General features: G+C 60.7%; 17 protein-coding genes, 1 pseudogene and 1 other annotated feature. Of the genes and pseudogenes, 5 read left to right on the top strand and 13 right to left on the bottom strand.

Going from position 1 to position 24,854, the window contains the following annotated elements; genetic code table 11:
* Nucleotides 1-97: 97 nt before the first annotated feature.
* A complete protein-coding gene (locus G342_RS0110510; protein ID WP_018183098.1) occupies nucleotides 98-460 on the top strand; it encodes a MerR family transcriptional regulator in 363 nt (120 codons plus the stop codon).
* 85 nt (nucleotides 461-545) lie between these two features.
* Complete coding sequence (locus tag G342_RS0110515) at nucleotides 546-2,465, top strand: VIT domain-containing protein (RefSeq protein WP_198010775.1); 1,920 nt, start codon at nucleotides 546-548, stop codon at nucleotides 2,463-2,465.
* A 199-nt stretch (nucleotides 2,466-2,664) separates the two neighbouring features.
* On the opposite strand, the gene G342_RS26640 is transcribed toward G342_RS0110515, so the two are convergent.
* Together G342_RS26640 and G342_RS26645 are read right to left on the bottom strand one after the other, a co-directional pair.
* Nucleotides 2,665-2,814, bottom strand: a complete 150-nt coding sequence (locus tag G342_RS26640; RefSeq protein WP_018183100.1) for a hypothetical protein — start codon at nucleotides 2,812-2,814, stop codon at nucleotides 2,665-2,667.
* Nucleotides 2,797-2,912 (bottom strand) — a sequence feature (AL1L pseudoknot). (Overlaps the previous gene by 18 nt.)
* Entirely contained in the window at nucleotides 2,867-3,142 is a 276-nt protein-coding gene (locus G342_RS26645) for an IS3 family transposase (protein ID WP_018183101.1), read from the bottom strand. (Overlaps the previous feature by 46 nt.)
* Nucleotides 3,143-3,233: 91 nt before the next feature.
* Between G342_RS26645 and G342_RS23840 the strand changes: the two are divergent.
* Nucleotides 3,234-4,216: pseudogene (locus tag G342_RS23840) on the top strand (integrase core domain-containing protein).
* Between the two features lie 198 nt (nucleotides 4,217-4,414).
* Here the strand turns inward: G342_RS23840 and G342_RS0110540 are convergent.
* Genes G342_RS0110540 through G342_RS0110555 form a run of 4 tightly spaced genes read right to left on the bottom strand, consistent with a single transcriptional unit; the run spans nucleotide 4,415 to nucleotide 12,972 of the window.
* Nucleotides 4,415-6,034 carry a nuclease-related domain-containing DEAD/DEAH box helicase gene (locus G342_RS0110540; RefSeq protein ID WP_018183104.1) on the bottom strand — a complete coding sequence of 540 codons (1,620 nt, stop codon included), beginning with the start codon at nucleotides 6,032-6,034 and terminating at the stop codon, nucleotides 4,415-4,417.
* Nucleotides 6,031-7,863: a DUF1998 domain-containing protein gene (gene drmB, locus G342_RS0110545; RefSeq protein ID WP_026304314.1), complete on the bottom strand. Its 1,833-nt coding sequence runs from the start codon at nucleotides 7,861-7,863 to the stop codon at nucleotides 6,031-6,033. The genes G342_RS0110540 and drmB overlap by 4 nt, the downstream gene beginning before the upstream one ends.
* Complete coding sequence (locus G342_RS0110550) at nucleotides 7,850-10,963, bottom strand: helicase-related protein (protein ID WP_040878691.1); 3,114 nt, start codon at nucleotides 10,961-10,963, stop codon at nucleotides 7,850-7,852. Before G342_RS0110550 ends, drmB begins: the two co-directional genes overlap by 14 nt.
* Nucleotides 10,964-10,971: 8 nt before the next feature.
* Entirely contained in the window at nucleotides 10,972-12,972 is a 2,001-nt protein-coding gene (locus G342_RS0110555; RefSeq protein WP_018183107.1) for a UvrD-helicase domain-containing protein, read from the bottom strand.
* A gap of 411 nt (nucleotides 12,973-13,383) precedes the next feature.
* Between G342_RS0110555 and G342_RS25250 the strand changes: the two genes are divergently transcribed.
* Nucleotides 13,384-14,118: an HNH endonuclease gene (locus tag G342_RS25250; RefSeq protein WP_083931196.1), complete on the top strand. Its 735-nt coding sequence runs from the start codon at nucleotides 13,384-13,386 to the stop codon at nucleotides 14,116-14,118.
* On the opposite strand, the gene G342_RS0110565 is transcribed toward G342_RS25250, so the two are convergent.
* The 3 genes from G342_RS0110565 to dcm are packed head-to-tail and all read right to left on the bottom strand — an operon-like array spanning nucleotide 14,106 to nucleotide 17,054.
* Nucleotides 14,106-15,341, bottom strand: a complete 1,236-nt coding sequence (locus G342_RS0110565; RefSeq protein WP_018183109.1) for a type II restriction endonuclease — start codon at nucleotides 15,339-15,341, stop codon at nucleotides 14,106-14,108. The genes G342_RS25250 and G342_RS0110565 overlap by 13 nt on opposite strands.
* A complete protein-coding gene (locus G342_RS0110570) occupies nucleotides 15,338-15,808 on the bottom strand; it encodes a very short patch repair endonuclease (RefSeq protein WP_018183110.1) in 471 nt (156 codons plus the stop codon). Before G342_RS0110570 ends, G342_RS0110565 begins: the two co-directional genes overlap by 4 nt.
* Nucleotides 15,801-17,054, bottom strand: coding sequence for a DNA (cytosine-5-)-methyltransferase (dcm, locus tag G342_RS23850; protein WP_018183111.1), 1,254 nt, complete (start codon nucleotides 17,052-17,054; stop codon nucleotides 15,801-15,803). The genes G342_RS0110570 and dcm overlap by 8 nt, the downstream gene beginning before the upstream one ends.
* Before the next feature lie 320 nt (nucleotides 17,055-17,374).
* On the opposite strand from dcm, the gene G342_RS25995 reads away from it, so the two are divergent.
* Nucleotides 17,375-17,842 carry a hypothetical protein gene (locus G342_RS25995; protein WP_156830885.1) on the top strand — a complete coding sequence of 156 codons (468 nt, stop codon included), beginning with the start codon at nucleotides 17,375-17,377 and terminating at the stop codon, nucleotides 17,840-17,842.
* A gap of 82 nt (nucleotides 17,843-17,924) precedes the next feature.
* Here G342_RS25995 and G342_RS0110595 read toward each other — a convergent pair whose 3' ends face one another.
* The 4 genes from G342_RS0110595 to G342_RS25255 all read right to left on the bottom strand — a co-directional run bounded on the left by G342_RS0110595 (nucleotide 17,925) and on the right by G342_RS25255 (nucleotide 24,751).
* Entirely contained in the window at nucleotides 17,925-19,166 is a 1,242-nt protein-coding gene (locus G342_RS0110595) for a tyrosine-type recombinase/integrase (protein ID WP_156830886.1), read from the bottom strand.
* A gap of 732 nt (nucleotides 19,167-19,898) precedes the next feature.
* A complete protein-coding gene (locus G342_RS0110605) occupies nucleotides 19,899-21,089 on the bottom strand; it encodes a low temperature requirement protein A (RefSeq protein WP_026304315.1) in 1,191 nt (396 codons plus the stop codon).
* A 10-nt stretch (nucleotides 21,090-21,099) separates the two neighbouring features.
* Nucleotides 21,100-21,372 (bottom strand): hypothetical protein, encoded by a 273-nt coding sequence (locus G342_RS0110610; protein WP_018183117.1) that lies wholly within the window; start codon nucleotides 21,370-21,372, stop codon nucleotides 21,100-21,102.
* Nucleotides 21,373-21,460: 88 nt separating this feature from the next.
* Nucleotides 21,461-24,751, bottom strand: a complete 3,291-nt coding sequence (locus G342_RS25255) for an autotransporter outer membrane beta-barrel domain-containing protein (protein ID WP_018183118.1) — start codon at nucleotides 24,749-24,751, stop codon at nucleotides 21,461-21,463.
* Between the last annotated feature and the right edge of the window lie 103 nt (nucleotides 24,752-24,854).

Below are 24,854 nucleotides of genomic sequence, written 5' to 3' on the forward strand. Positions count from 1 at the left end.
AAGGCTTTTGACGAAGAATTTGTCAAAAGACTCGACGGGCCGCTAGCTCGCACCTAGCTTTTGACATCATGGCTGTCAAAAGGCGCCTTCAGTGAACATGACGGAACTCCTGACCGAGGCGGACGACGAGCGCGTGACCGCGCGTTTCGTCCGTTTCCTTGTTGCCGAGGGTGTCATCCCGCCGCCGCGCGGCGGTCGCGCCAATGCTGACTATGGCGCGGATCACCTCAACGGAATCCGACGTTACCTGTCGTTGCGTGGTCTCGGCCTGTCCGCCGCAAGGGTGAAGGAGATTGTCGCGGGCGCCGCCGATATCGGCATACCCGTGCTGATCGCGCCCGGGATCACCCTGATCCTCGACCCGAAGAAGCTCGAGCGGCCGCTGAAGCCGGAACAGATCGCTGAAGCGCTCAAACGAACTCTTAACCTGATCGCCCCGGAGGATGACACCGATGCCTAGCTCTCTCGAGTCCGGCCAGCTTGCCACGCGATATTTTGGGGGGGATGCTCCGGAAGGCTCCAGGATCCCTCTTGTCGGTGAGCGGATGCGGATTCTCATCCGTGGCGGACTGGCGCTTGTCACCCGCGAGCAGCGCTTCCAAAATGGTGAGGAGACCTCCATCGAGGCGAGCATCACCTTCCCCGTGCCGGTCCATGCAACGCTTTGTCGGCTGTCGGCTCAGGTCGGCGAGCGCGTGCTGATCGCCCAGGCCCAGCTGCGCCAGCAGGCGCGAGAGACCTATGAGCACGCGGTCGATGAGGGGAAAGCCGCGATCCTGCACGAGGAGTTGGTACGAGGCGTCCATATGCTATCGATCACCCATATCCCTCCGGGTGAAGAGATCACGGTCAGCCATAGTTGGATTCTGCCCCTCGCGTCGCAAGGAGCGGGCAAGGCGCTCCTGCGTATCCCGGTCACTCTGGGCGACGTCTATGGCCGCTCGCCGTTCAGCGACGCTGACGACCTCGTGACGTCGCCCCATGTCGTCCATGAAGCGGAGATCGAAGTCGATGCTGGCGGCGCGCATGCAGAGGTGCGAGGCTTGGCCAAAGGCACGACCAGGCTGCGGCTCGACGCGCCGGTCGATATCCATCTCTCCGGCGACATCTGGGGCTTCAGCAATGGCCGCGCGGCTGATGGGCGAGCCGTCGCGATGTCAGTGGTGCCCCATGCCGTCGATGCCGTTGAAATCACCGCCGCTGTTCTGGTCGACCGATCCGGCTCGATGGCGAGCGGTGCCTCCCTGCGAGGCCGAGGCGGCGCGGCGACGAAACATGAGGCGGTCAAAGCTGGCCTCGCCGGCGCGGCGCAGGCGCTGAAGCCTCGCGATCAGGTTGAGCTTTGGCAGTTCGACAACGCCTGTGAGCGTGTATCCGGGCCCGACATTCCGTTGGGCATGGCTGTCGGGAAGCTCGGAGAACCACAGGGGGGAACCGATATCGGCGGGGCGCTCGCCCGTGTTGTCGGCGGTTCCGAGGCCGGGGAAATCATTCTCGTCACCGACGGGCTGAGCCATGCCCTCGACGTTCAGGCTCTCGCCAACAGCGGACGGCGGTTCACGGTGGTCCTGGTCGGTGACGATGCGCTTGAGGCCAATGTCGGGCGGCTCGCTGCGCTCACTGGCGGGGAGATATTCCTCGTGACCGGAGCAAACGATCCTGCTGCGGCGGTGCAAGCGGCCATCGCCTCGGTCAGGCGGCCGGCAACGACGTTCGCAACGGGCACCTGGCCGTTCGAGACGGTCTCAACCTTTGTTGGCGGCGCGCTGGTAAGCGCTGAATGGTCTGGCGAGAAGGTTGCGGTTGAACCGTCCGGATTCGATCAGGCCGTCGGCGCCATGGCCGCAGCGATCGCATTGCCCAGACTTTCTGAAGAGCAAGCGGCGACGGTCGCGACCGGTCACGGCATTGTCTGCCATCTGACCAGCCTGGTCCTGGTCGACGAAGCTGGTGCGGTTCAGGAGGGATTGCCCGCTCAGCGCAAGATCCCGCTGATGGTCGTAGACGCACTCCGCGAGGCGCCCAGCTATCTGGCCTTTGAAGCGCCCAGCCATTTGGCTCCTGTCCAAGCTCAAATGCGGCACCCGACGCTATTCGCGAGGCTTGCGTCCAATCGCCCGGCAGACTCGGAATCCGTCTCCTTGCTTCGTCGTGTCGCTCCGGCGGCGAGGTCCCCCGCTGCCATGGCGGCCCGAATCGATTGGGCTCTCGATCCTGACACCTTGCGCCGGGGCGAGTTGAGCCGATTGCCGGCCGGCATTGCCGATCGCGTGCGGGAGGCGGCAAAGGTTCCTGAAGTGTTGGCGCTGAGCGGGCCCGGGCGCGAAGCGACAGCTATTGTCCTGGCGCTCATGGCACGGTCGCTCGGCATGTGGAAGCGGTCCGCGGCGCGGGTTGCTCGGTCGGTGCTCAAGGGCCTTGATCGAGAGGCCGTGGAGCGCGCTGCGACTGCATTGGGGCTTTAGCCTGTCATTATCCGTGTCGCTTCGGAAGGAATTCACCGTCGCGGCCGGTTCGGCGTCGGGGCATGGATGCCCCGGTTCCCATGGTCGCGCCGACATGGTGCAGCCTTGTCCTGCGGTGTGGTGCAGACCGGCTTGCCGCGGACGACGCCGTGAAGGACGAGGTCGGTCATCAGCCGCTCGTCCGTGCAGCGCGAGACGGTCAGACCTCGCGTGCCCATACATCTCCGGCGAAGACACGCTCGATCTCGGGCTTCAGCGTCAAGTCCCGCTTCGCCCGCGCCGAAAGCTTCTCTGGATCGACGCGCTTGACGACATGGTCGCGGTAGGTCGACGGGGCGATCAGCAGCACATTGCAGATCGGCTCGACACATGCGCCTCGCGGTGATCGTCGCGAAACGCGATCATCGTTTGAATGGTCGGTCGAGCTCCGCATGGGCAAAATAAGCGGAAGCCTTGCGCAGGATCTGGTTGGCCTGACGAAGCTCCCGGTTCTCCCGCTCCAGCGCCTTCAGCTTCGCTGCCATGTCCGTCGGCACGCCGGCCCGCTTGCCGCATCGACCTAGGCCCTCCTCACCCACTCGTTCAGGTCTGCCCGTGCAGCCGAGCTTGGACGAGATCGACATGAATATCGACCAGCGCGAGTGATGTTCATGCTCGTGATCCGGCACCAGCCGCATGGCTCGTTGGCGCACTTCCGGGGAGAATGACCTGTCCCCTGAAAAGTGGTTCTCCGCGAGGTAGGCTTTTGAGCCTTTGGAGGAAGCCGCTATGGCGCAGAAGAAGCACAAGCACGAAGAGATCGTCGCGAAGCTTGGGCAGGTCGACGTGTTGTTGTCGCAGGGTCGCCCTGTGGCCGAGGCGATCCGAACGATTAGAGTGACGGCGTTCACGTATTATCGCTGGCGGAAGGAGTTCGGCGGCCTGAAGAGTGACCAGGTGAAGCGACTGAAGGACCTCGAGAAGGAGAACGAGCGGCTACGCAAGGCCGTCTCGGACCTGACGCTTGAGAAGCTGATCCTCGCGGAGGCTGCCCGGGGAAACTTCTGAGCCCCGCCCGGCGTCTTCGCTGTATCGAGCACGTCATGACGCAACTGCGCGTGTCGGAGCGGCTGGCGTGCCGGGTATTGGGGCAGCACCGTTCGACACAGCGGAAGCGGCCGGTGGGCCGAGCTGACGAGGTGGCTTTGACGGCCGATATCGTCGAGCTCGCCACCCAATATGGGCGCTACGGCTATCGGCGGATCGCGGCGATGCTGTGGTCTGCGGGATGGGTGGTGAACGTCAAACGCGTCGAGCGCATCTGGCGGCGAGAAGGCTCAAGGTGTCTCAGAAGCGGCCGAAGAAGGGGCGCCTCTGGCTGAACGATGGATCCTGCGTGCGACTTCGACCGGAGCTTGTCGGACCTCTTCATCCTGCGTGGGGTGCCGGGGCACGTGCGTTTAGACAACGGCCCGGAGTTCGTCGCCAGGGCGGTGCGGGACTGGATCGCAGCCGTCGCAGCGAGGACAGCCTTCATCGAGCCAGATTCGCGGTGGGAGAATGGCTATTGCGAGAGCTTCAACTCCAAACTCCGGGACTAGCTCCTGAACGGCGAGATCTTCTACAGTCTCGCGGAAGCGAAGGCCGTCATCGAGAGCTGGCGCCGGTACTACAACACTAGGCGCCCGCACTCCTCGCTCGGCTACAAGCCGCCGGCGCCGGCCGCTATCGTGCCGTCGTCACACATGGCCGCAACGCCGACCATGCAATAGATTGAAGCCGGGACCACTTAAGTGGGGCAAGCCAGTCTGGAACGCCCTCAACCAGCGTTGCGCGAAATTCGAAGGGATCGTTAAAGCCTGTGTAGTGTTGGCAGTAGATGACACTCTAGCTTAAGTTCTGCAGGGCGTAGGCACTGGGCGAGCAGAACTTGAGAAGACTGCGTTTACCTGCCGATACGGGATTCCCGCTCATGCCTCTGCCTGACGGAGCCAGCTGAGCATCTCCGGTTCACCGGCGACGACGAGGTGAACACGCGGTCTCGACAGGGCGACGTAAGCCAGTTCGTTGATGTCTGATAGGTCGCGCGTTGCAGCCAAGATAACCACAGGCTTCTCCAGCCCCTTGAAGTCGCGCACTTTTTCGATGCTGATGTCGTCGAACGCAGCGAGCTTTTTCGCTAGGGTGTCGATCATCACATCGGACGCACAGAGAACGACAATGTTCTCTGGATTCACCTCATCGTCACCCGTTAGCCTGCGCACGACCTCCAGCACCTTCAGATCGACGTTGCGCGCCGTTGTTTCGATCCACTCGACTGTCGTGCCGGCAGGGCCGTCCGCAAGCAGCTCCGTGCCCTCGTAGAATTTCGAGGCCGCGTCGTGGATGGTGCGTGTATTCCGCAGATTGCGGGTGAGGCGTATCGGTGCGATCTGGAAGGAAGCCAGCTCGCCTGAAACATCACCATAGACACTCTGGTTTGTGTCGAAAAACACATGCAGGCAGGACTTCTCCCGGCTGTTTAACAGGTCCTCAAAGGCGACCCAGCAGGTGGACCTGATGTCCTGACCTTCGTCGACCACGATTGCATCGTAGCGCAGGTCCGGCCGTTTCTCGGCCGATCTGCAGATCAGCGTCGCGATCTGGTCGGGGTCAAGGGGACCGGTGGGGATCAATATGCCGGCTTCGCTCGCAAGTGAGCGGCACAGGCGATCAAGATCCCAGACATAGACGCCAGTATTCAGCAGGCGCTGTGTCAGATGTTGTGCAAGCGGCGGACTAAGGCACACAAGTGCCGTACGATGACCCGCAGCAGCTTTTCGAGCAGCATCTTCGATCGCAAGAATGGTTTTGCCGGTTCCTGCGCCACCGCCCGCTGCCATGCGCGGTGCGTCCTGAACGGCTGTGAGGATATGATATTGCTGCGGCGTGAGCTCTGCGATTGCTTGGTCATCATCGTCCAAGTAGTGCCCCATCGGAACACTGAGCTCGAAAGGCCTCGCGAGAACATCTCTGAACGCCTGAACACCGGCTTCTCCCATGGGCTGCTCGTCACCCGTCGACAGTCGGTGCCTAACCCAGTCAGAAATAGTCTTTAGCTCCGGCCGGCAGCAGAACATCTCGCGCGGCATATCCGGTCCAAGGGCTTCCGCAGGCGGAAGGGAGTCCGTGAACACGACACCATGTCGCGCGCGGATGAAGCGGTTTGGCCACGAGGGTGAATTTTTCACGGCCTTAAGCAGTTCGTGCTGTGCAGAGACCGCCTGTCTTACCGGGTTCTTGATATTGTGCTTGATGCCGTAGCGGTCCGTACTGGTCCACTGGTCGGCTGCTGGGTCGAATGCGATCGCGCCCCCCTTGACCTCGATTGTGAGATACCCGCGGACGGCATGCACTACGACAAAGTCAGCCTCGCCATCTTTTTCAACACCGGCAGGGGTAAGCCCCAGCCACGGACGGCTATAAAACACAGTCCATTCGGGCCCGAGCTGCTCTGCGAGCAGGTCGTAGACCTTTACTTCCGCTTCACGCAGCGGATTATCCCGCACCTGCCGTGGAAGAATGGCAGGCCACATCTGTGCACCGCTCATGATGCTCCTTCCGTAAGAGAGTGGAAGAAGCCTGTCTCGTGATCATCCGGTGTGCCCACCAGCATCGCGCGGTCAAGGAAGCGATTGAATTCTTCGCAGGACGTCTCGGGTGAGAGAACACATGAGTGGCAGGCTGCGAGGGAGAGCCCGTCATCGGGCGCCATCATGTCTTCGATGCAGAGCGGATCGGATGAGCACCATGCCTGCGCATGGATGGCGGCCTGAACTGTCCGGCTGATGAGTTTCGGGTCACCCTGGCGCTGCAGACCACCAAGCGTTCCGTCGTCATCCGTCGTTGCCGTGTAGATCAGCACGCCCGCCATCGGGACTGATGGATCGCTCTCGACATAAACTCTTTCCCTCAGCGCCGTGGAAGAGTAGCCGCAGTCGAGGGTGAGCTGCCGCATGAGCGCATGCGCGAAGGTGTGCACCAGCAGAAAACGCGGCGTGATCTCACGCGGTGGTGCCGACTTGGCGCCGTGACGCTCTTTCCACTCTGCCTCCCACCGGTCATTGATCCTTGCTGCACGGCCTGATGGTCCGCTCAGCTTTTCCCATTTAGCGAGCGCAGCCTGATCAAACTCTAGGAAGACGCCCTCACCACGAACCTCGATGGCGGGCAGCCACTCGAGAGGCGTGGCAGACAGCTGCGCCACGTTCGTCTGGCCATCGCCAGGCGGTTGAATGCGTGTAAATCCGGTCATGGCGCGCACTTCGCGCAGGCGCGTGACCTTTACGAGACGTGAGAACCACGGCTTCAGCGCATCCGGTATCTTCTGTGGACGTATTTCAAATTCGCGGTCGAGGCCCTGCACGTAGGTGCCGCCGGTGAACTGGCGATACTCCTCGATACGCAGATTGTCGGTGTTGATCACTGTCTCGGCGGAGACGCGTTTCTGCACTTCATCGGCCACCTGTTTCGGTGTCATGTCGAGCTCTTTCATGACGCCTGCAAGAGGGCCGCCCGCCATGACGTCGATGAACTGAACACGCTGCGTGGGATCCGGCACGTTAATGATGGCATCCCAGTACATGCCGAGCGCTTCCTGCAGGCGGTCCGACCATGGCGGAATGCTGAGTGCGGACTCAACGACCGGGAAATACAGGTTGGAGGCACCGCGCTGCAATGCGCGCGGCTTACAGGTACAGGTTTCGTCTGCATCCGTGAGCCATGGCCGGTGACCGCGGCAGTTTGAAAAGCGGTCCCATGTCTCTTTTGAGAAAATCCGGTCCATCGAGCGGCTGGCGCTGCATTTCGGGCAGCTGAGAAAGAGGCCGGCGAGGCCGGCTTCCACGGATTCCAGCTTCAAAAACTCTTTGTTGGTGCAGCCTTCGCGATGGCCAACCCAGAAGTGCCATGGAAACTCATCGAGATGGCCAGCCTCGCAGGCCATGACGAAACGCACCGGAATGACATAGACGGGGCGTTTGCCTGGCTGCTTCTGCGTGCACTGCGGACATGAACGCCCGGCTTTGCCGGGTTCGTCATGCCACATGTCCTGTCTTCCCACACGGTTGCACTGAGGACACTGCAGCCACGCGGGGAAGCGCACGGCAACAAGAGCCTTGTTCGCATCTGCGTCTTTTGCTGGATCGCGGACAGGTGGAATGCGGAAGCCCTTTTTCTTGAGCTTCTTCTGCAGACGCTCTTCCCGGATGCTCTGATCGTTGAGCATGCCTGCGGGCCGGAAATTTGAGTCCCATTCTTCAAGTCCTGCGGCGACAGCAGAGATGGTGGCTTCGCCTGCGCGAAAGTCGACGACGGCGCCAGGCCCGAAAGTTGCGGCAGCAGCGCTACGGCGGATTTCTCCGAGTTCATTTTTCGCCATCGGGTCTTCTCCAGAGTCGTTCGGCAAGCCGGTAGTTGGTGGCAGGTTCAACGCCGCGCATTGAGTTTGGCGTGGGCCAAGCGGAGCCGACAGCGCGGCCTGCAGCCCGCTTGGTAGCTGCTTCTTCAGCACCCTGCAGCAGGGATGCCTTTGAGAAGCGGTTCCAGTATTCTTGAGGGGCGCGCCTTATCCAGCGTGCGAGCCGCTCTTTCAGTTCGTCTTCGACATCGGTCTCGAACTCGTCCACCCGGCGGGCGCGGGCGGCAATTTTGTCGATCAGGTCGCGTGCGCGGTCGAGCGATGCATCATCGAATATTGGGGCAGGAAGCATACCCGGCGCGAGGTGGCGTATGACAGCGACCAGGACAGCGTGAAGGGCGCGGTCGCGTGCACGTGATGCGAAGGGAGTGACGCTGGTTGCCTCAACTTCACGGTAAAGCGTCGAATGCCACGTTCTGAAAGTCTCGAAGTGGGAGCGGTCACGCGGCTTTCCGTTGTTAAGGATAGGCACGACCAGACCCGGCACGTTGCCACGGCCGACGCGGCTGGTTGACTGAATGTATTCGGCCATCGTCTTGGGCTGACCATTCACGACCATGAGCCCGAGCCGGGAGATGTCGACGCCGACGCTGACCATGTTCGTGGCCAGCACCACGTCGATCGCTGCTGGATCGCCGGCTTTCCGTTCGAGATCGCTCAGCATGTTTCTGAGCTCTCGCTGCGAGCGGCGGGACGTGAGCTCTGTGACCTCGCCCAGTGGGCGACGGTCTTCGCCACGCGCAGCCGAGATCAGGCGGATGGTGTCGTGAACGTCATCCTGCATAAGGACGAGAGCGCCGCCGAGCTCACGGAGTGAGTTGAAGTACGTAACGAGCGTCCAGTAGTAATCGCGCTGTGCCTCAGGCAGGCCAGCGAACGCAGTCTGCAGGAGCGAAGCGGATACCGCCTGAAGCGTGAACTTCGCAGATCGTCCAGCTGTCGTTACACCCGCATAGCGTCGGCCTTGCAGCTTCCTGTCGACGACCGTGAACCCTGAGTCATCAGCGGAGAGGCCCGGCGGCGGAAACTGGCAGGTATTGCGGTCGAAAAGGGCGAGGACCTGTTCGGGTGCCCGGCGGATCGTCGCGGTCGAGCCGATGATCTTCGGACGGGTGCCGTTGGCAGACAGAATGGTGTCGAGCGCAGCCTCGTAGAGGCCCGACAGTGTACCAAGCGGCCCTGAGATCAGGTGCAGCTCGTCCTGCACAATGAGCTGGGGCTGCATCTTCGCACCCACGCCCATGATAAGGGCTGTCTCAGGTTTGCGGACAATCTGCGCGAACTTGTCGACCGTGCCGATTAGAAGTGTCGGACGCTCTGTGTAGACATCATCATCAACCGTCCACACCGGGAGTGGCAGGTCACCTGCCAAAAGGCAGCCTTCGGTCTCGCAGTAGATTTCCACACGGTCGGCCGGGCGTTTCTGGCGCCATGTTTTCAGCTTCTGCTGACAGCACGGGCAGCTCGCCAACTGCATGGGCGATGCCTTGGAGCTGTCGGCGCGGCTGTCGAATGCTGCCTGCCTTGTGTTTGGCGTTGCGTCCTTACCGACCCAGAGTCCGATCGAGAAGGGCGTCTCGCCCAGTTTGCTTCCGTCGGCACCTGAAATGACGCCACGTCGTACAGCCTCGCAGGCTGCAATCATCGCCGAGGCACGCGCGAACTGTTGCGTCGTGAGAAGGCGCAGCGTGTAACGCATGATGGTCGCGACACCGGCGCCATCGTCGGGCTTTGCCGACGACAGACGGCGGTAGAATGCGACGAAGGCGATGAGGCCCAGATAGGCTTCTGTCTTGCCACCACCCGTCGGGAACCACAGCAGGTCCATGATCCCACGATGATCGTGATCGCCCTTGGCGGTGCTCTCGAGGGTGAGGAGGAGGAAGCCGAGCTGGAAGGGGCGCCAGTTAAGGGCGCCATTGCCTGCCCATTCACGCTGGAGCGTCATCACTCGGTTGGCGAGGCGAAAAGAATCCGCTGCTGCCGGTGACGATTCAAGAAATTCGACGCCGCCAGCCATGCGCGCAAGAACGTCCTTCGCATCCTTGATGTGTCTGCCTGGCGCACCATCGTAAAGCGCGTCCAGAGGACCGGCGCTTTTTTCCTGTAGCTCGATCCAGGATGCGTAGGCTTTGCAGAGCCGTCCCAGCCCATTCGCGAGGTCAGGCGTAGAAGCAGCTGCCAGCCACGCTGCTGACAGAGGACCTCCATCGGCAGATTTCAGCTCCGCGAAGAGGGAATGGCCATCCGGGCTAACGGCCGGGACAATCGTTTCTGGAATCCACGCAGCGCGTACGGACGTCGCGGCCTCCGCATCGTCAGGGTCAATCGTCCAGTCAGCTGAACATGTGTGACCAGCGGCAAACTCGCGGGCATCACGATAGAGCAGCGCCGACGACCAGTCTTCCTTGTCTACAGGCGAGCGTCGGCTGGGTCTGGAGATCAGGCGCGTGCCATCCGCCGGCAGTACTTCCAGCTCCACCTGAAACAGGGTGCAGACTTCGATTGCTTCGCGGCTGCGCTCGGCCGGAATCGTATCGTTCACCAGAGTGACGGTTGCGAGCGTGCCCCGTGCGAAGGGAACGCAACGCGTGTTGATGCGCAGGCCGTTCAGCGTGCCTTCGCCGAAGTGCGTGTCATACGAGCCGTTTTTCAGCTTAAGTACAAAAGGCTCGGGCGAGTGCTGTCCGCGAACCCAGCTCTTCTTCTTCTCCTCATGAACAGGCTCATAGGTCGCGAATCTGACGATGACGCTGATGCCGGCGCTACCTTCTGAGGACGCCGCAAAGGACAGACCAGCGGTCGAAGGCCTGCGCATGGTTGCAGTCTGGGCCTGCGCTTGGTCGGCTGCTTCTTCCCCGTTTTCCTCACCACCCTGAGCAACTGACAGATGCTCGTCTTCCTCTGGTGCAATGGCAGTGTTACGCGGCCACAGTATACCGGTCAGGTAGATGTCCGAGGGTCGTGCGACGACAGTTTCGTTCGGCGCACGCGGGCCGATGAGGTCGGTCGCGAGACGGGAGAGAACAAGTTCACGTGGTGGCAGCGATGTTTCGGTCATCTCGTCCTCTAAAACTTCGACATACAGAAGCCTGTCAGCATCGGTGCGATGACAAAACCGCTGCTGGACCAGGGCTCATGCAGGTACGGAAGTGAGGGGTCGTCAACGCGCAGTCCGATGGTTCTCAGGCCCATGGACCGCACATATTGAAGAAACATCGGCGGCCGCTTCTCGTCGCAACGGCCGGCGATATCGCGCAGATCGGATTTCAGCCGTTCACTTAAGACGCAGAGGCGCTGCTTAGCAGCGTCAACGAGTTCCATTCGCCAGTGCAGGTCCTTCTGCGCCGACGCGAAAAGCCCTGTGGCGACTGGCGAGCTCCTTATGCGGTGCTGGGCATTCTGCGCCGACGCGGCGGTTGCAAAGGCCATGTTTCCAACCAGACCAGCGGCGTCCAGATCGTACATGCGGCCGACTTCGACCTGAATTCGACCTTTCGGCAGGCGCTTCCATACACGCCCATTATGATCACTGGAACGTCTGGGACCCGTGCTGCCAACCGCAAGGCGATTGCGGGCGCGGGTCGCTCCGACAAACATCACACGGATTTCTTCGTTCTCGTCTTCACTGCCGTCGTAGTCTTCCGGCGGCAGAAACAGATGGACGTCGTCAGCTTCCCGGCCCTTGCTTGCATGGATGGTACCAATGATTGGCCCCCCGTCACCGTAGTCCGGTGAGGTGAATAGCGAGGGAGGGTTTGAGCGTCCAAGAATGTTGCGCAGTCGCTGGATATCTATGACTTTGTCTGAATCACCCGCCGCTTCGACGAGCAGCGCCCACGCACCGTCGGCTGCGTTAGCTGACATCGTTCGAACATTGCTCGACCATCGTTCATCGAATTCATCCCGCGTAAGACGGCGGTCTGTGTGATCCCAGAGAAGCTCGCCGATCCAGGGCATGATGCGGGAGGGGAGGCCTGACATACGCAGCCGGTGCTGCGTATCCTGACCGTAGCTCGATGTGACCAGAACGTCTGCGCGCTGGCGCATAAGAACCAGTGCACCCGGCTTTACCTCTGCGAGCTTGAAGTCTTTCGCCGGACCAGCGTCGATGCCCGCGAACTGTCTTATCTGCTCGCGGACGGCCGCACCGCGTGCAGTGGTGGGCGTAGACTCGTCAAGGACAGCGCGACGAACTTCCGTAAAAATGCGCAGCAGGCCCGGCTCACTGGTGCGATGCACGTCGATCAGGTCTTCTCCCTTAAATCCCATCCCTTCGAGCTGTTCGAGCAGGGAGATGTCGCCAGATTTCTTCGTCTCATTTTCGGTGAAGCCATAGATGGCCTGAGCACGGTCGGCGAAGATCGTGATACCGCATTCCTCCCGAACGCCGTTGATAAGAGCGAGGACGAGTTGGGCCCGGATACCGACGATATCCTGCGCTTCGTCCACGATCAGATGGCTGACACGCCCCAAGTATTCCTGAACATCTTCATCACCCTTTATCTGGGCGAGTGTGGCTGCGATGTTGTCGTCATGGCTGCCGGTGAGGGCTGCGTCTTTTGAGAAGCCTGACTGAATCGCCCAAGCGTGGGAGTCCAGAGTGGCAATCCTGACACCAGCCGCCTCCGACGGATCATCTAGTGATCCCGCAAGGCGGTTGCGGATTTCATGGACTGCGGTACGGGTAAAGCTGATGATCCAGATGCGGCCGGGTGAGACGCCCTCGCGGATCAGATGAGCGACGCGGTTGCAGGCGACGTAGGTCTTACCTGTTCCAGGCCCCGCATCGACGATGACGCGACGATCGACATCAGCGCTGATCACATCGTCTTGCGAAGCGTAAGTCTCTTCCAGCGGTACCACTATTTCCTCTGGCTGCTCTTTGGCGTCATCATTGATGGGTGCTGTGTCGAGGTCGATCGTTGATCCAGTGACGAGCCAGAGCTGACGCTTGAATTTGACGACAGGTCCCTCCGCGGTCTGGCGGAGGGGGCGTGTGACGCGAGCGACCTCGCGGCCAGATCTCAGAACCGTGACCTCAATGTCCCCTGCAAACGTCGACTGCACTTCCAGTCCCCCATGGCAGCCAAGCAACGCGGCTGCAGAAATCCAATAACAATATTGAAAATGTTGATATAATACTTGTTATTGGAGAATTTGGTTGTTGGCAACGAAATGACATTCTAGGGGGGATTGCATGCCAGATATTACCAGCCGGTCATGGACCCTTCTTTCGGTCGAAGGACCCCGGCAACACGGCGGAAATGCTGGCTATGACGATGCCCCAACTCAACGTACCGCTTTGATAGCGGGGTTGCCAACCATCGAAACGTCCGTGCCGGGGACTCGGCATTTATTAGGGACGGCGAAGGTTTACGGGGGGTCGCCCTGATCGAACGGGTCGATCAGCGGGAAGGGGAGAAAATTCTCAACAAGTGCCCGACCTGCGGAATTTCGAAGATCAGGGAGCGCCGCTCGATGTCACCTGCCTATAGGTGCCATGAAGGTCACGAGTTCGACGTGCCAGTAGCTGAGCGTGTGATGGTGACAGTATTTGAAGCGCACTACGGCACAACCTACATAAGCGTGCCGGCAGGCATCTCGGGTATCGATCTGAGAAGTTCGGCCCTGAGGCCAAACCCGCAGATGTCGATCGAAGAGATAGATGCGGCGAGGATCGCTGACAGGATCATCCAGGCAGCGCCTGAGGCACGGTTGCTGCTGGAGCAGTTTTTCCAGCGACGTTTTGTAGAGGAAGGCGAAGCAGGATCAGGCGACGCTCCGGACGCTGGCCATGTTTATGTGCCCCAGATGTCTGAGCGCCGTGAGAAGATCACCGCTGCGATCCGTGCGCGGCGTGGTCAGGCGAAGTTTCGTCGTGATCTACGCAGGCGCTATGGCAGTGCGTGTGCAATAACGGGATGCATGGTGATGGCGATCGTCGAGGCTGCGCATATCTGGCCTTACCTTGGTGAAGAGAACAATCACTTCGAGAATGGTCTGCTGCTGCGTGCTGACCTCCATACGCTCTATGATCTGGACCTGATCGGCATCGACGAGCAGATGCAGGCTCACATCGCAGATGAGCTTCGGGGCAGTGAATATGAGGCGCTTCAGGGCCAGTTTCTTCGCATTACCGGTAGGCCTTCAGCGGCGGCCGTCCGCGAGCGATGGCAGGCCTTTGTGCGAGGCCGTGTTCTTCAGGCTGCCTGACGCGAACGAACGAGCTCAAGGAATCTGGAAACGCTCATGAGGTCCGCCTGCTGCTGCGGAAGGAAAGTCGAATGCAGCGCCGCGGGCAGGACCAGCTGCAGATTATTGCTCTTCATCTCGGTGGTCTGAGCGAGAGAGATTCCGGGCTCGAGTGTGATCAGATGCTTGCTCTCAATGCGGTTGGCTTCGGCCAGAACTTGGCGCCAGCGATCCTTGCATGACGTCTTTGCGCCCAGCATGGTCAGACGCGCCACATCGAACTGCTGATCGTGATAGCTGGCTTCATCCGGGAAAAGAAAATCCGGACCGTTGCGCTTTTCAGTGGTCGCTTCACGGACATAGCGAATGTCATGCAGCTTGAGCAGTGCGTCTACATGTCCTGCAAACGCGTGTCCCGCACGGGACTTGCGTCGGTTCTGCACCTGCAGGGAATACTGAACAAACCCATCCACATCCGGGACACCGCTGGTCATGAACCCCTGAGCAAGACGCTTGCCGACGATATGCTTCTCCAACGTCATGAATAGGCGCTGCTCAAAATCCATCCAGGCGATCAAAGTGCCGTCTGGATCATCGCGGCCATCAACGTCCTTGAGCAACTCACGCGCGAAGGCGGAGAAGGGCTGTGTTGGGGGGAAGGCTTCCCCAAATTTCTTGATCAGTCGGTCGAGAAAGTCGTCTTCGGTTTCGACAACTTCAACACCGATTAGCTCAAGGACGTATGACGTTACATAGTCGATGGTGCGATCGTTCTGCTCTCGCAGATCAACCTGTGAGATCTCATTGTCAGCAGTCAGGGCCAGACCGAATAGCCATAGAAGCTGCCTTTCGATCGTGCTGTTGTGTTGACAAAAGAGTGCCAGCAGTGGGCCATTCTTAGGCTGGCAGAGGAAAAGCGTGTCTCCTGCCTTCGCGCGGAGAACTACGTCCTCGGATTTTTTGGGATAGTAGAGGCGATACTCTGGAACACGCTGCGGCGTTCGCAGCCGGCTATTATACCAGGTACCGTTAAGCTGCAGGGTCACCGGGTCGGCGTCGTCAGAAAGCCAGACATATGTAATGGGGATCGTCTGCTTCTGAGCGGGCGCTCCAAGGAATGCGCGGAACGTATCTACACCCTGTAGTTCGTGCCCGTTTGAAACCTGCGGGTTCACTTCGGTGTCCTTGAGCACCTTCGCACCAGCGCCGACGAAGTATTCCGACAGGGATCCGCGCTTGCTCATGCAGCCTCTTTCCTTGGAGCGCGGACCTCGGCAGTGGTTGAGTCGTGCTGAGGAAGCCAGCACGCAACACGGTCCACAGTGGCGTCGATCCCAAGGCGGGCCGGGCCGCGTATGGCGCATTCCCAGACAGTCATCGAGCGCCAGCCCGCATCCTTTAGCTGCTGCTGCACAACCCGGTCGCGCGCACGGTTACGCTCGATCTTTGCCGACCAAAACTCCTGACGGGTACCCGGCATTTTGAAGAGAGGACAGTCATGCCCATGCCAGAAACAGCCATGAACAAAAACAGCAGCGCGAAACTTCGGAAACACCATGTCTGGCTTGCCGGGGACATTTGAAGAGTGCAGCCGAAAGCGGAGGCCCCTCGCGTGAAGGGCTCTACGGAGCTGCATCTCAGGATCAGTGTTCTTTGACCTGATGCCGGCCATCATCCGGCTGCGCGTGATCGGGCCGACGACGTCAGGCAACGGAGAGCAGTTCCTCTTTGTCTTCCTGTTTTCTGGTTTTCTTCGAGGCTTTGGACTTGGCGAGGATGTGCGGCAGCATCAGCTTTGCAACTGCCTCGACAACAGGAGCCACAACGGCATTGCCAAATTGGCGATAGGCTTGAGTGTCTGAAACGACGATCTTGAACGGTTCGCCGCCGCGTTTCTCGAAACCCATCAACCGAGCGCATTCGCGAGGCGTCAGGCGCCGAGGATTCTTGCGCTTCTGGCGGATCAGGATTTCCGATCCATCCTTGTGATAGCGCGCTGAAAGAGTACGGGCGATGTCCTCGCTGCCGACAAGCCCAAAACCGAAGCCGTTGCCTGCAGCACGGTGTTTTTCGGCGTAGTTTTGCAAATAGGTCCAGAGGTGCGATGAGAGCGTATACCGCGGATCAACCTTCCCATTTGGAAGAAGTGACCGCTCGTCGTGAGCTTCGGAGCCGTCCTCAGTATGCAGGATGGAGTCCAGCGTCGGGCCTGCATCGGGGATTTCGAGGTCGTCGAAATTGAAGCCGCTGTCCTCTCGAAAGCCGACGATGAAAATGCGTTCGCGGTGCTGCGGCACCCAGTGCCGGGCGTCCACGATGCGCGTTTGAACGTTGTAGCCAAGGTCCTCCATCAACGTCTTCATGATGACGTCGAAGGTGTTGCCCTTATCGTGGCTTCTGAGGTTTTTCACATTCTCAAGGAGGAACGCCTTCGGGCGGTGATGCTGAATGATGCGGGCGATATCGAAGAACAGGGTGCCCTGCATCTCGCACTGAAAACCATGCGCGCGGCCCAGTGAGTTCTTCTTGGACACGCCAGCGAGCGAGAAGGGCTGGCAGGGGAAACCTGCAAGCAGGACGTCGTGCTCAGGAATGTCTTTAGCTTCAATCTTAGTGATGTCACCTGCAACATCATGATCGGTGCAGTCGTAGTTAGCTTTGTATGTAGCCTGCGACCAGCGATCCCACTCGGACGTAAAGACGCACTTGCCGCCGAGCGGCTCAAAAGCACGTCGGAATCCGCCGATGCCGGCGAACAGGTCGATGAAGGTGAATGACGGCTTCTTCTCTACGGGCTTTGCCGGAACGAGCAGGCGAAGAACGGCCATGGCGGCCTTTCGCGGCTCGCCTTCACCGGCTTCAAAGCGGTAGCATTGGCGCTCCGTATAGCCGAGATGCTGGGCCGCTTCCGCGACCGAAAGCCCGGCTTGCTGCCGTAGTTCGGAGAATTCTGACATGTGCGCCCCCTGGGTCGATTTCTGACATTCTGTCAGATTCGTTCCTGCAGAACAATGCAGGAACAGCCCCCTTATGGCCAAGGCTCGGGAACTAGTCTCGGCTACCGTCCCAATAGGACCGATCCGCGATGAAATGCCCGACGATGAAACGTTGAAAGTACTCGTCCCAAAAGCGATGGGCGATGAGGTGAAGTAGGTCGAGTAGAAGATCGGCCAGACTGTTGATCGCATCCTCGAAGTCAGTACGCCCAGCGTCGTCGCTGCCCTCGAAGAAAAGGTGCGCCAGCTCGAACTCGACAGGTCGGTACTGAAGGAAAAAAGTGGCTGCCGGAGCGCCGAACAATGCAGCCCTTGATGACACACTTAGAACTTCCATCTCGTTCCTCGCAAACCATTGGAATATATGGGTTAATGGAGGCTTCGAGGCGAAGAAACTGGTCCTGAAACTGGCCTATTCGGAGCGTCTTCGCTACACGCGGGCTGAAGGACTTAGAACGCCAAATCTGGCCTTACTCTTCAAGGTGTTCGGCGGATTTGCTGACGGTGAAAAACGGATGGCGCGCCCGGAAGGATACGAACTATCTTCTGATCGTGAGGCCATCGCAAAGATGTTCGTCCGCTTTTGCTCCCAAGTGGCGCACATCTCGAGCCCCAGTTGCATGAGCGTGCTGCGAATCGCGTGCGGTTTGATGATGGAGATGCTGGTCTTCGGGCAGGCCTCCCGGAAGAAGTCCCGCACCGGCCCCGCGGTCTTCCAGAGCGCCTCCTTCTCCGGCGTCCCGACCTAATGAACGATCTCATCGAAAAGGTCCTGGACGTCGACGCCCTCACCCGACCGACCCGGATCCGCCGGTAGAATGCAAGCCTAGCTCAGGTACCGCAATATTCACCCTTGGCGATTACGCCTGTTGAGCGAAGTAGCAACCCCCAGGCCTCCATCATCTGCCGCCTCTGCTCCAGCAGATCAGTGCGGTGATAGGCCGCCTCAGTAGAGTCTCTGACGGTATGGGCGAGCGCCCGTTCGGCCACGTCGCGGGTATAGCCGTTTTCGGAGGCCCAATCACGGAACGATGAGCGGAAGCCATGGGCTGTCGCTATGCGGCCGGGCGTATCGCTTGCTATCTGGTGGGTTCGAAGCAGTTTGGTCAGAGCCATGTCGCTCAGCGGCCCACCGGTCCGGGAGTCGAATACCAACTGATCAGGCGCTGGTTCGTGTGAGCCCTTCATGGATGTAAGGATCTCGAGCGCCCGTTGGCCAAGCGGCACGCGATGAGAAACCTTTGCCTTCATCCGCGACGCAGGGATCGTCCAGATCCGCTTTTCCCAATCGATTTCTTCCCATCGCATGCCTCGGAGCTCACCCGATCTGGCGGCTGTCAGGATCAGGAATTCGAGCATCAACTTGCTCTGTGTCGGCCTGCCAGCATGCAGAACCGTTGAGACGAATGTTGGGATCTCGCGCCAGGGAAGCGCAGGATGGTGGTTGGTGCGTTCGCGTTTGCCGGGCTGCTTTGGGAGCAGCATATCGACCACCGGGACCGGGCTGGCCACAATGAAGCCACGCGCCGTACACCAGCTCATGACCTTGTCGCAACGCTGCCGAACGCGTGATGCCGTCTCCGGCTTGCTCAACCAGATGTCCCGCAAGACCTCAGCGAAATCGGCCGCCCGGAGATCCGTGACGACGACGCTGCCGAGGCGTGGAATCACATAGCGTTCAAGCGTGGTGATCCACTGGGCGGCGTGCTTTTCGTTCTTGAAGCCGGGCGCGATGGCTTCGTGAACCTGTCGCGCTGCAGCCTCAAAAGTTGGAACCAGGGGAGCCGCCGTCGCTTTGATCGCATTCTCCCGACGCACTTCCAAAGGATCCAAACCTCCGTCGAGCATGCGCCGCACCTCCAGGGCCGCCGTCCTGGCTTCTCGGATCGGGACGTCTGGATAGCGGCCCATCCCCATATCGCGGCGCTTTCCTGTTTGCGGAGAAACGTACCGCAGGATCCACTTACCTGTTCCGACCTTGGTGGACGGGAATAGGTAGAGCCCAGCCACCGCGCCATCGGAAATCGGCTTACTCTTTGGCTCCAGCTTCCGTGCTTTCACGTCTGTCAGCATTCGCCGCCCCATCAGACCATCATCGAGCCCATCACATGCTGCGGCATTGGATGATACGGATCAAGTTTCGAAGATGCAAAACCTGTCAAAATCGTCAACGCTGGCTATGGAAGCCGGTCGAAGACGAGATGGATTGAGACTAGCTAAGATAGAGATATGGCGGACCCCCTCTCCGCCACTTGATTTGTTGAGATTGTTTTTTAGCCGCGGGCCTGGCTGGCCGCGTGGCTTCTTTTGCTTGCCCGCGGTTGAACCCTCGCGCGAGCGCCACGACCGAGTCGCTCTGGCTGAGAAAACGAGCGGCCAAGGCCGCGTCGCGCATTGAGGCGCGAATGACGTCGGCTACGAGCCGCTGCGTGTTCTTGAGCCCTTCGAGTTGAGCAGATCGACGCAGATCTCTGTCGCGATCGGTCTCGGCGGCGCTTTCACAGCCTCAGACGCGGCATCGCCATGCGATGGATCCGGATCGGGCCGCCTTCGTATTGGACGATTTCGAGCTCCGTCGTCTCCAGATCCGTGACGGGTCGCTGCTCCCGCCAATCGGATAGACCAACTTGCTGCTGCCTGAGGGTGACGGCGTTGTTTCGGAGCGGGAGTGTCGAGCACTCCTCGACCCAGACGTCCTGCTCCTCATCCGCGTTGACCCGCGACACCGAGAAGCGATCGACGCGGACATGGGGCAATGTCGTGACGGTGTTGACCGATAACTGCTCATTGGCGTCCTCGCCATTGTCAATCTGAGACGGTGTGGATGTCAGCGCAGACGCGTCGGATTCGGCTTTCCCACAGGCCGGTGCCGAGCATGACGGCGCTGGTCAGCCACCCCGCGATCAGCAGGTTGGTGTTGAGCAGGACCGGGATCAGGGCCGCGAGCACCAGGGCGCCGACGATGTGCGAGACCGGAACCGTGCCGTAGACCACCTTCTTGTAGATCGCGCTGCCGGCCAGATAGAGGATCGGACCGAGCGACAGGATGAGGCCGTAGGCAAGCTTCACGCCCTCATGCGGGTGCGCCATGACGAGGTCGTTGCCGACGGCGGTCGCGATGATGCCGGCGATCAGGATGGCGTGCACATAGTGGAAGGAAGCGCCGATCCGGCCGGGATCGTCGGAATGGGTGATCGCATCGGTGGCGTCCTTGCTCGACGTCCCGAAATACAGCCACCACATGGCGAGCGTGCCCACGAAGGTCGCGAGCATGGCCGAAATAACCGAAACGTCCCACGTTTCCGTGCCGGCCAGCATGGCGCCGGTGGCGAGCAGGGTTTCGCCCAGTGCGACGATGACGAACAGCTGGCAACGCTCGGCCAGATGGCCGCCTTCGATGGTCCAGTCGCGGGTCGAGGAGCGGCCGAGGCCCGGAAGGGCGAAGCCGAACATCGGCGAGACATATTCGCAAAGCACCGCGACGATCCAGAAGCCGACGCGCATCCAGGATTCAGACAGGCCGCCGGCGATCCAGAAGCAGGCCGAAATGACGAGCCAGCCCAGCATCCGCCGGTAGTTGGCGGCGAGCGGATGATCGCTCCCGAGCGAAAGCAGGATGAACGCCGTTCGCCCGACCTGCATGGCGACGTAAGCGCCGGCGAAGACGAGGGCCCGATCCCCGAAGGCGTCGCTGAGTGCCGAGGCCATCACCAGGGCCAGCGCCATGCTGGCGAAGAGCAGGCCGCGGATGGGCGGCGTCTCGGGGTTGAACCAGTTGGTGACCCAGCAGGTATATTGCCAGCCGAGCCAGACCGCGAACCACAGGATCAGCGTCTGCAGGATGCCTGTCGGCGTCAGGTCATGCAGCAGTTCGTGGCTGAGCTGCGTGACGGCGAAGACGTAGACGAGATCGAAGAAGAGTTCTTCGTAGGTGACGCGGGCATGGTGGCCGTCGCGCCGGCGCAACAAGGAGTGCTGGTTGGTCTGTCCGCTCAAGTTCGTCCTCTCACCGTGCCAGCCGCCAGAAAGCTACCCCGGCGAGAATTGCCGGGGTCGCAAACACCAGGACCAGAATCGGCAGTTCTTCCCTCATCGAATAGCCAGCGCGGGTGACGCCGACCCAGAGATTGATTATCGCGATCAGCGCCCAGATTGGGATGAATAGCTTCACAGCGAGCGCGAAATCGGGCGCCGCCCCGCCCCAGAGCTTGCCGAATAGCAGGAACAAGCAGAGCAGCACGATCCCACCGCCAATCACCAAAACCACATGCATCGCCATGTCCTTCTCTGCTCGTATCCCGCCAAAAAAAGACGCCGGCCTTGCCGGCCGGCGTCTCGTTGCATTCAGTCCTGGCCTTGCCGCGCGGCTACCACTTGACGCGGAAGCCGGCTGTGCCCTTCAGGTCGTAGCTGTCGGCGACGTTCTGGAGACTGGTGTTGATCGAGCCCTCGCCATAGATCGAGTACTTGTCGTCATTCCAGTCATAGGAGCCGCCGAGGCCGACGCCGCCCCAGAAGCGGTCGTCGCGGCTGGCAAGCGTCGCACCGGAGACATCGACCGAGGTCCCGTCGAGGAACTCGTAGTAGAGGTTGGCGATACCGTAGATGTGGCTGCGCGAAACTAGGCCGTTTTCGCCACGCCAGGACTCGTTCTGATCGAGCGACATGCCGAGACGCCCACGCAGGCTGTCATTGTTGAGCAGGGAGACCGCGGCGATGTCCCGACCCTCATAGGTCTGCGTGAAGGAGTCGAAGTCGACGGAGGAGTAGACCAACTGGGCCTGCGGCGTAAGCGACAGGCCGTTGTCGAGGCCAATCCGCTTGCCGGTCTCCAGCGACAGGGCATAACCGGTGCCGTCATTGCCGGAGGCGAGGTTGCCCAGAACGTCCGAGCCGAGATCGCTGTCATACCAGCTTACCTGTGCCTGGCCGTCGACATAGAAGCCGCTATTGCCGTACCAGGTCAGCGTGCCGCCGAAGCCCGCGCCATCCGTGCTGATCGAGCCATTGCCGAACGAGGACGAGATGTCCGCCGAGGCATGACCATAGTGACCGGTCACGGCGCCGATCAGCTTGCCGGATTCGTTTTCGAGAACCGAGAAGTCGACGCCGGCCTGGAACTTCAGCGTGTCGAAGTCGTAGTTGGAGCCCGTGGTCGAGACGGCAGGGTCGATCGAGGTATGGGCTGCCTCGATGCGGCCCCAGATGCCGCGACCTTCGATGCTCGACAGGGGCTCGCCGGCCAGCTTGGAGTCCGTGTCCACCGCGCCGCCGCTCCACGAGCGGTTGCCGACGCGCTGCTGCAGGGTCGACAGGCTGTTGAGGCCGAGCAGGACGCCGGCATAGGCCTCGAAGACCGGCGCGCCGGGCTGGTAGAGCAGGCCGCCAGGGTTCGAGCCGGTCGGAGCAAGCTGCGAACGCAAGTACCAGTCGCCGTCATCCGGGGTCGAGATGCCGTTCTTCCACAGCGTGTAGCCATAGGCGCCGCCAAGCACCGCCTGTTGACCGGCGATCTCATAGTCGCCGACCAGCGAGAACGCGCCGTCGGAAGCACCACTGACGTTGATGATCTTGATGCCTTCGACCGTCTGGGCGCCGGTGCCGCCGATATTGTTCACGACGACGGACGTGTTGCCGACGGCCGTGCCGCCCAGGAAGGTCATCGTGTCGGTGGCGGAAGTGTCGCCGCCCAACACCGTGTCGACAACCAGGGTGCCATTGTTACCCGTGTAGAGGCCGTTGACCTTGAGATCGTCGTCGGCAGCGCCATCGGCGATCGAGATCGTGCCGCCATTGGTGAGGAAGCCCGTGATGTACGTATCGCCGCGGCCGGGATTGCCTGCGTCGTCATTGACGTCGCTGAGGAAGGTGGTGCCGGCATCCAGCGTGAGGTTGCCCCAGATGTTCAGGCCGTGCTGGTTGCTTTCCAGCGTCGATCCATTGGTAAGGAAAATGCCGGTACCCGCCACGCCTGCCGTGCCGACGTACAGGTTGCCCAGCGGGCCGTCCAGCGTCAGGTAGCTGTTGCTGACGTTGAAGACATCCCATCCGACAATGTTGTTGGCGTTATAGGTGCTGTTCGCATCGTACAGGTTCAGAATGTCGTCGCTGTTGGTGCCGCCATAGCCGCCATTCACCTCGGTGATGCCGGAGAAGCCGCCATGGAGATCCAGGCGATCCCCGCCCAATCCCAGGAGCACGCGGCCGTTGACGCTGTTCTTCTCGACCTCGACCGTATTGGGGTCATCAACGATCTCGATGGCATTCTCGATGATGACATGGCTGTCGCCGATGTAGTTGCCAATAGCGTGACCGCTCGCCGACTCGATGACAGAGCCATTCTTGACGGTGATGTTGGTCAGCACGTTGTCATTGGTCTGGGTCCAGATGCCCCAACCATCGCCAGCCTCAATATGGCCGGTGGTCGTGACATTGAGGTCATTCAGAGTCTGGTCCGCCAGGGCAGCAGAGGACGTGCCAACATATACGCCGTTGTCGCGGCCCTTCACGTCATTGACAGTGATATTGACCTTCCCGACAGCGGCGTTATCGGCATAAAACTCAATGCCATCGTCACCGGAGACGATGGAGTCGCGCACCGTGATATTGACCGTGCCGTCACCGCTGTGGAACGCATTGATGCCGTCGTCACCGGCGGTGATGCTGTTCACGTCGATGGTGAGATCCTTCGTGGTCCAGTCCGTGTCGAGCCAGATGCCGATAAAGCCTGAGTCGATATCGTTGGCAGTAACAGAGACGTCGCCGGAACCCCAGGTGTTGAAGCGGATGCCGCTGGCACCTGACGTAACGTCGTTCACCTTGATCGTGAGATCGGTCGTGTTCGCATTCGCCTCGAGATTGATGCCTTCGTTGCCGGCGTAGATGTTGCCGACATCGATGGTCGTCGCGCCTGCGGCAAGGCTCGGATCGATATCGATCCAGATGCCGTTCGTGCCGGCCGTGATGGAGTCGTGCACCGTGATGTTGGTGTCGCCGGTGCCGCTCGAGAAGCCGTAGATGCCGTTGGCGTTCGTGGACGTGATCTTATTGACGTCGACGGTGAAGTCGTGCGTCTGCGGACCGTTGTCGAAATGGATGCCGTTGCTGCCCGACGCGATGTCATGGGCAGTAATCGACACATCACCCGTGCCGGCGTTGCCGCTGAAACTGATGCCGTAGCCATCCGCGTTGATGTCGTTGACATCAATGGTCAGACCGGCGGAGTTCCCGCCCATCGTAGCCAGGATACCCGTGCTGCCGGCGGTGATGACACCGTTGGTGGCGACGCCAATCGCACCGGCGTTGGCGCCGTACATGTAGATGCCGTGTCCTGTGCCGGTGATCGCGGATGCGTTGGTATCCGTGAAGGAGATGTCGCCGGTGCCGCTGCCCGTGATGGTAATGGCGGTGCCGTTGGCATCGATGCCGAAGCCCTGATCGGTCGTCACCGTGGTCGTGCCGGGATTATCGATCGAAATCGGCGTGTCGGTGCCGGGCGCGCCCGCCGGATCCTCACAGGTAAAATTGATGTTGTCGGTCGTGCTGCACGAGCCGGCGAGGGCCGCGGAGCCGGAGAATGCGACGACGCCCAGCGCGACCAGTCCGGCCGAGGCAAGTTGCGGCGCAACGCTGCCGACGATGCCCTTGAACTTGAGCATGCGACCACCCCGAATGAGTAGCGAACGCCAGCCGGCATCCTGACTTGAGCGCCCCTGCGACTGTTCGCTGGCAGGGATTGCGGGAGTGTTGGGCATGCTGCTG

The sequence above is a fragment of the Kaistia granuli DSM 23481 genome, from assembly GCF_000380505.1.
Classification (GTDB): Bacteria; Pseudomonadota; Alphaproteobacteria; order Rhizobiales; family Kaistiaceae; genus Kaistia; species Kaistia granuli.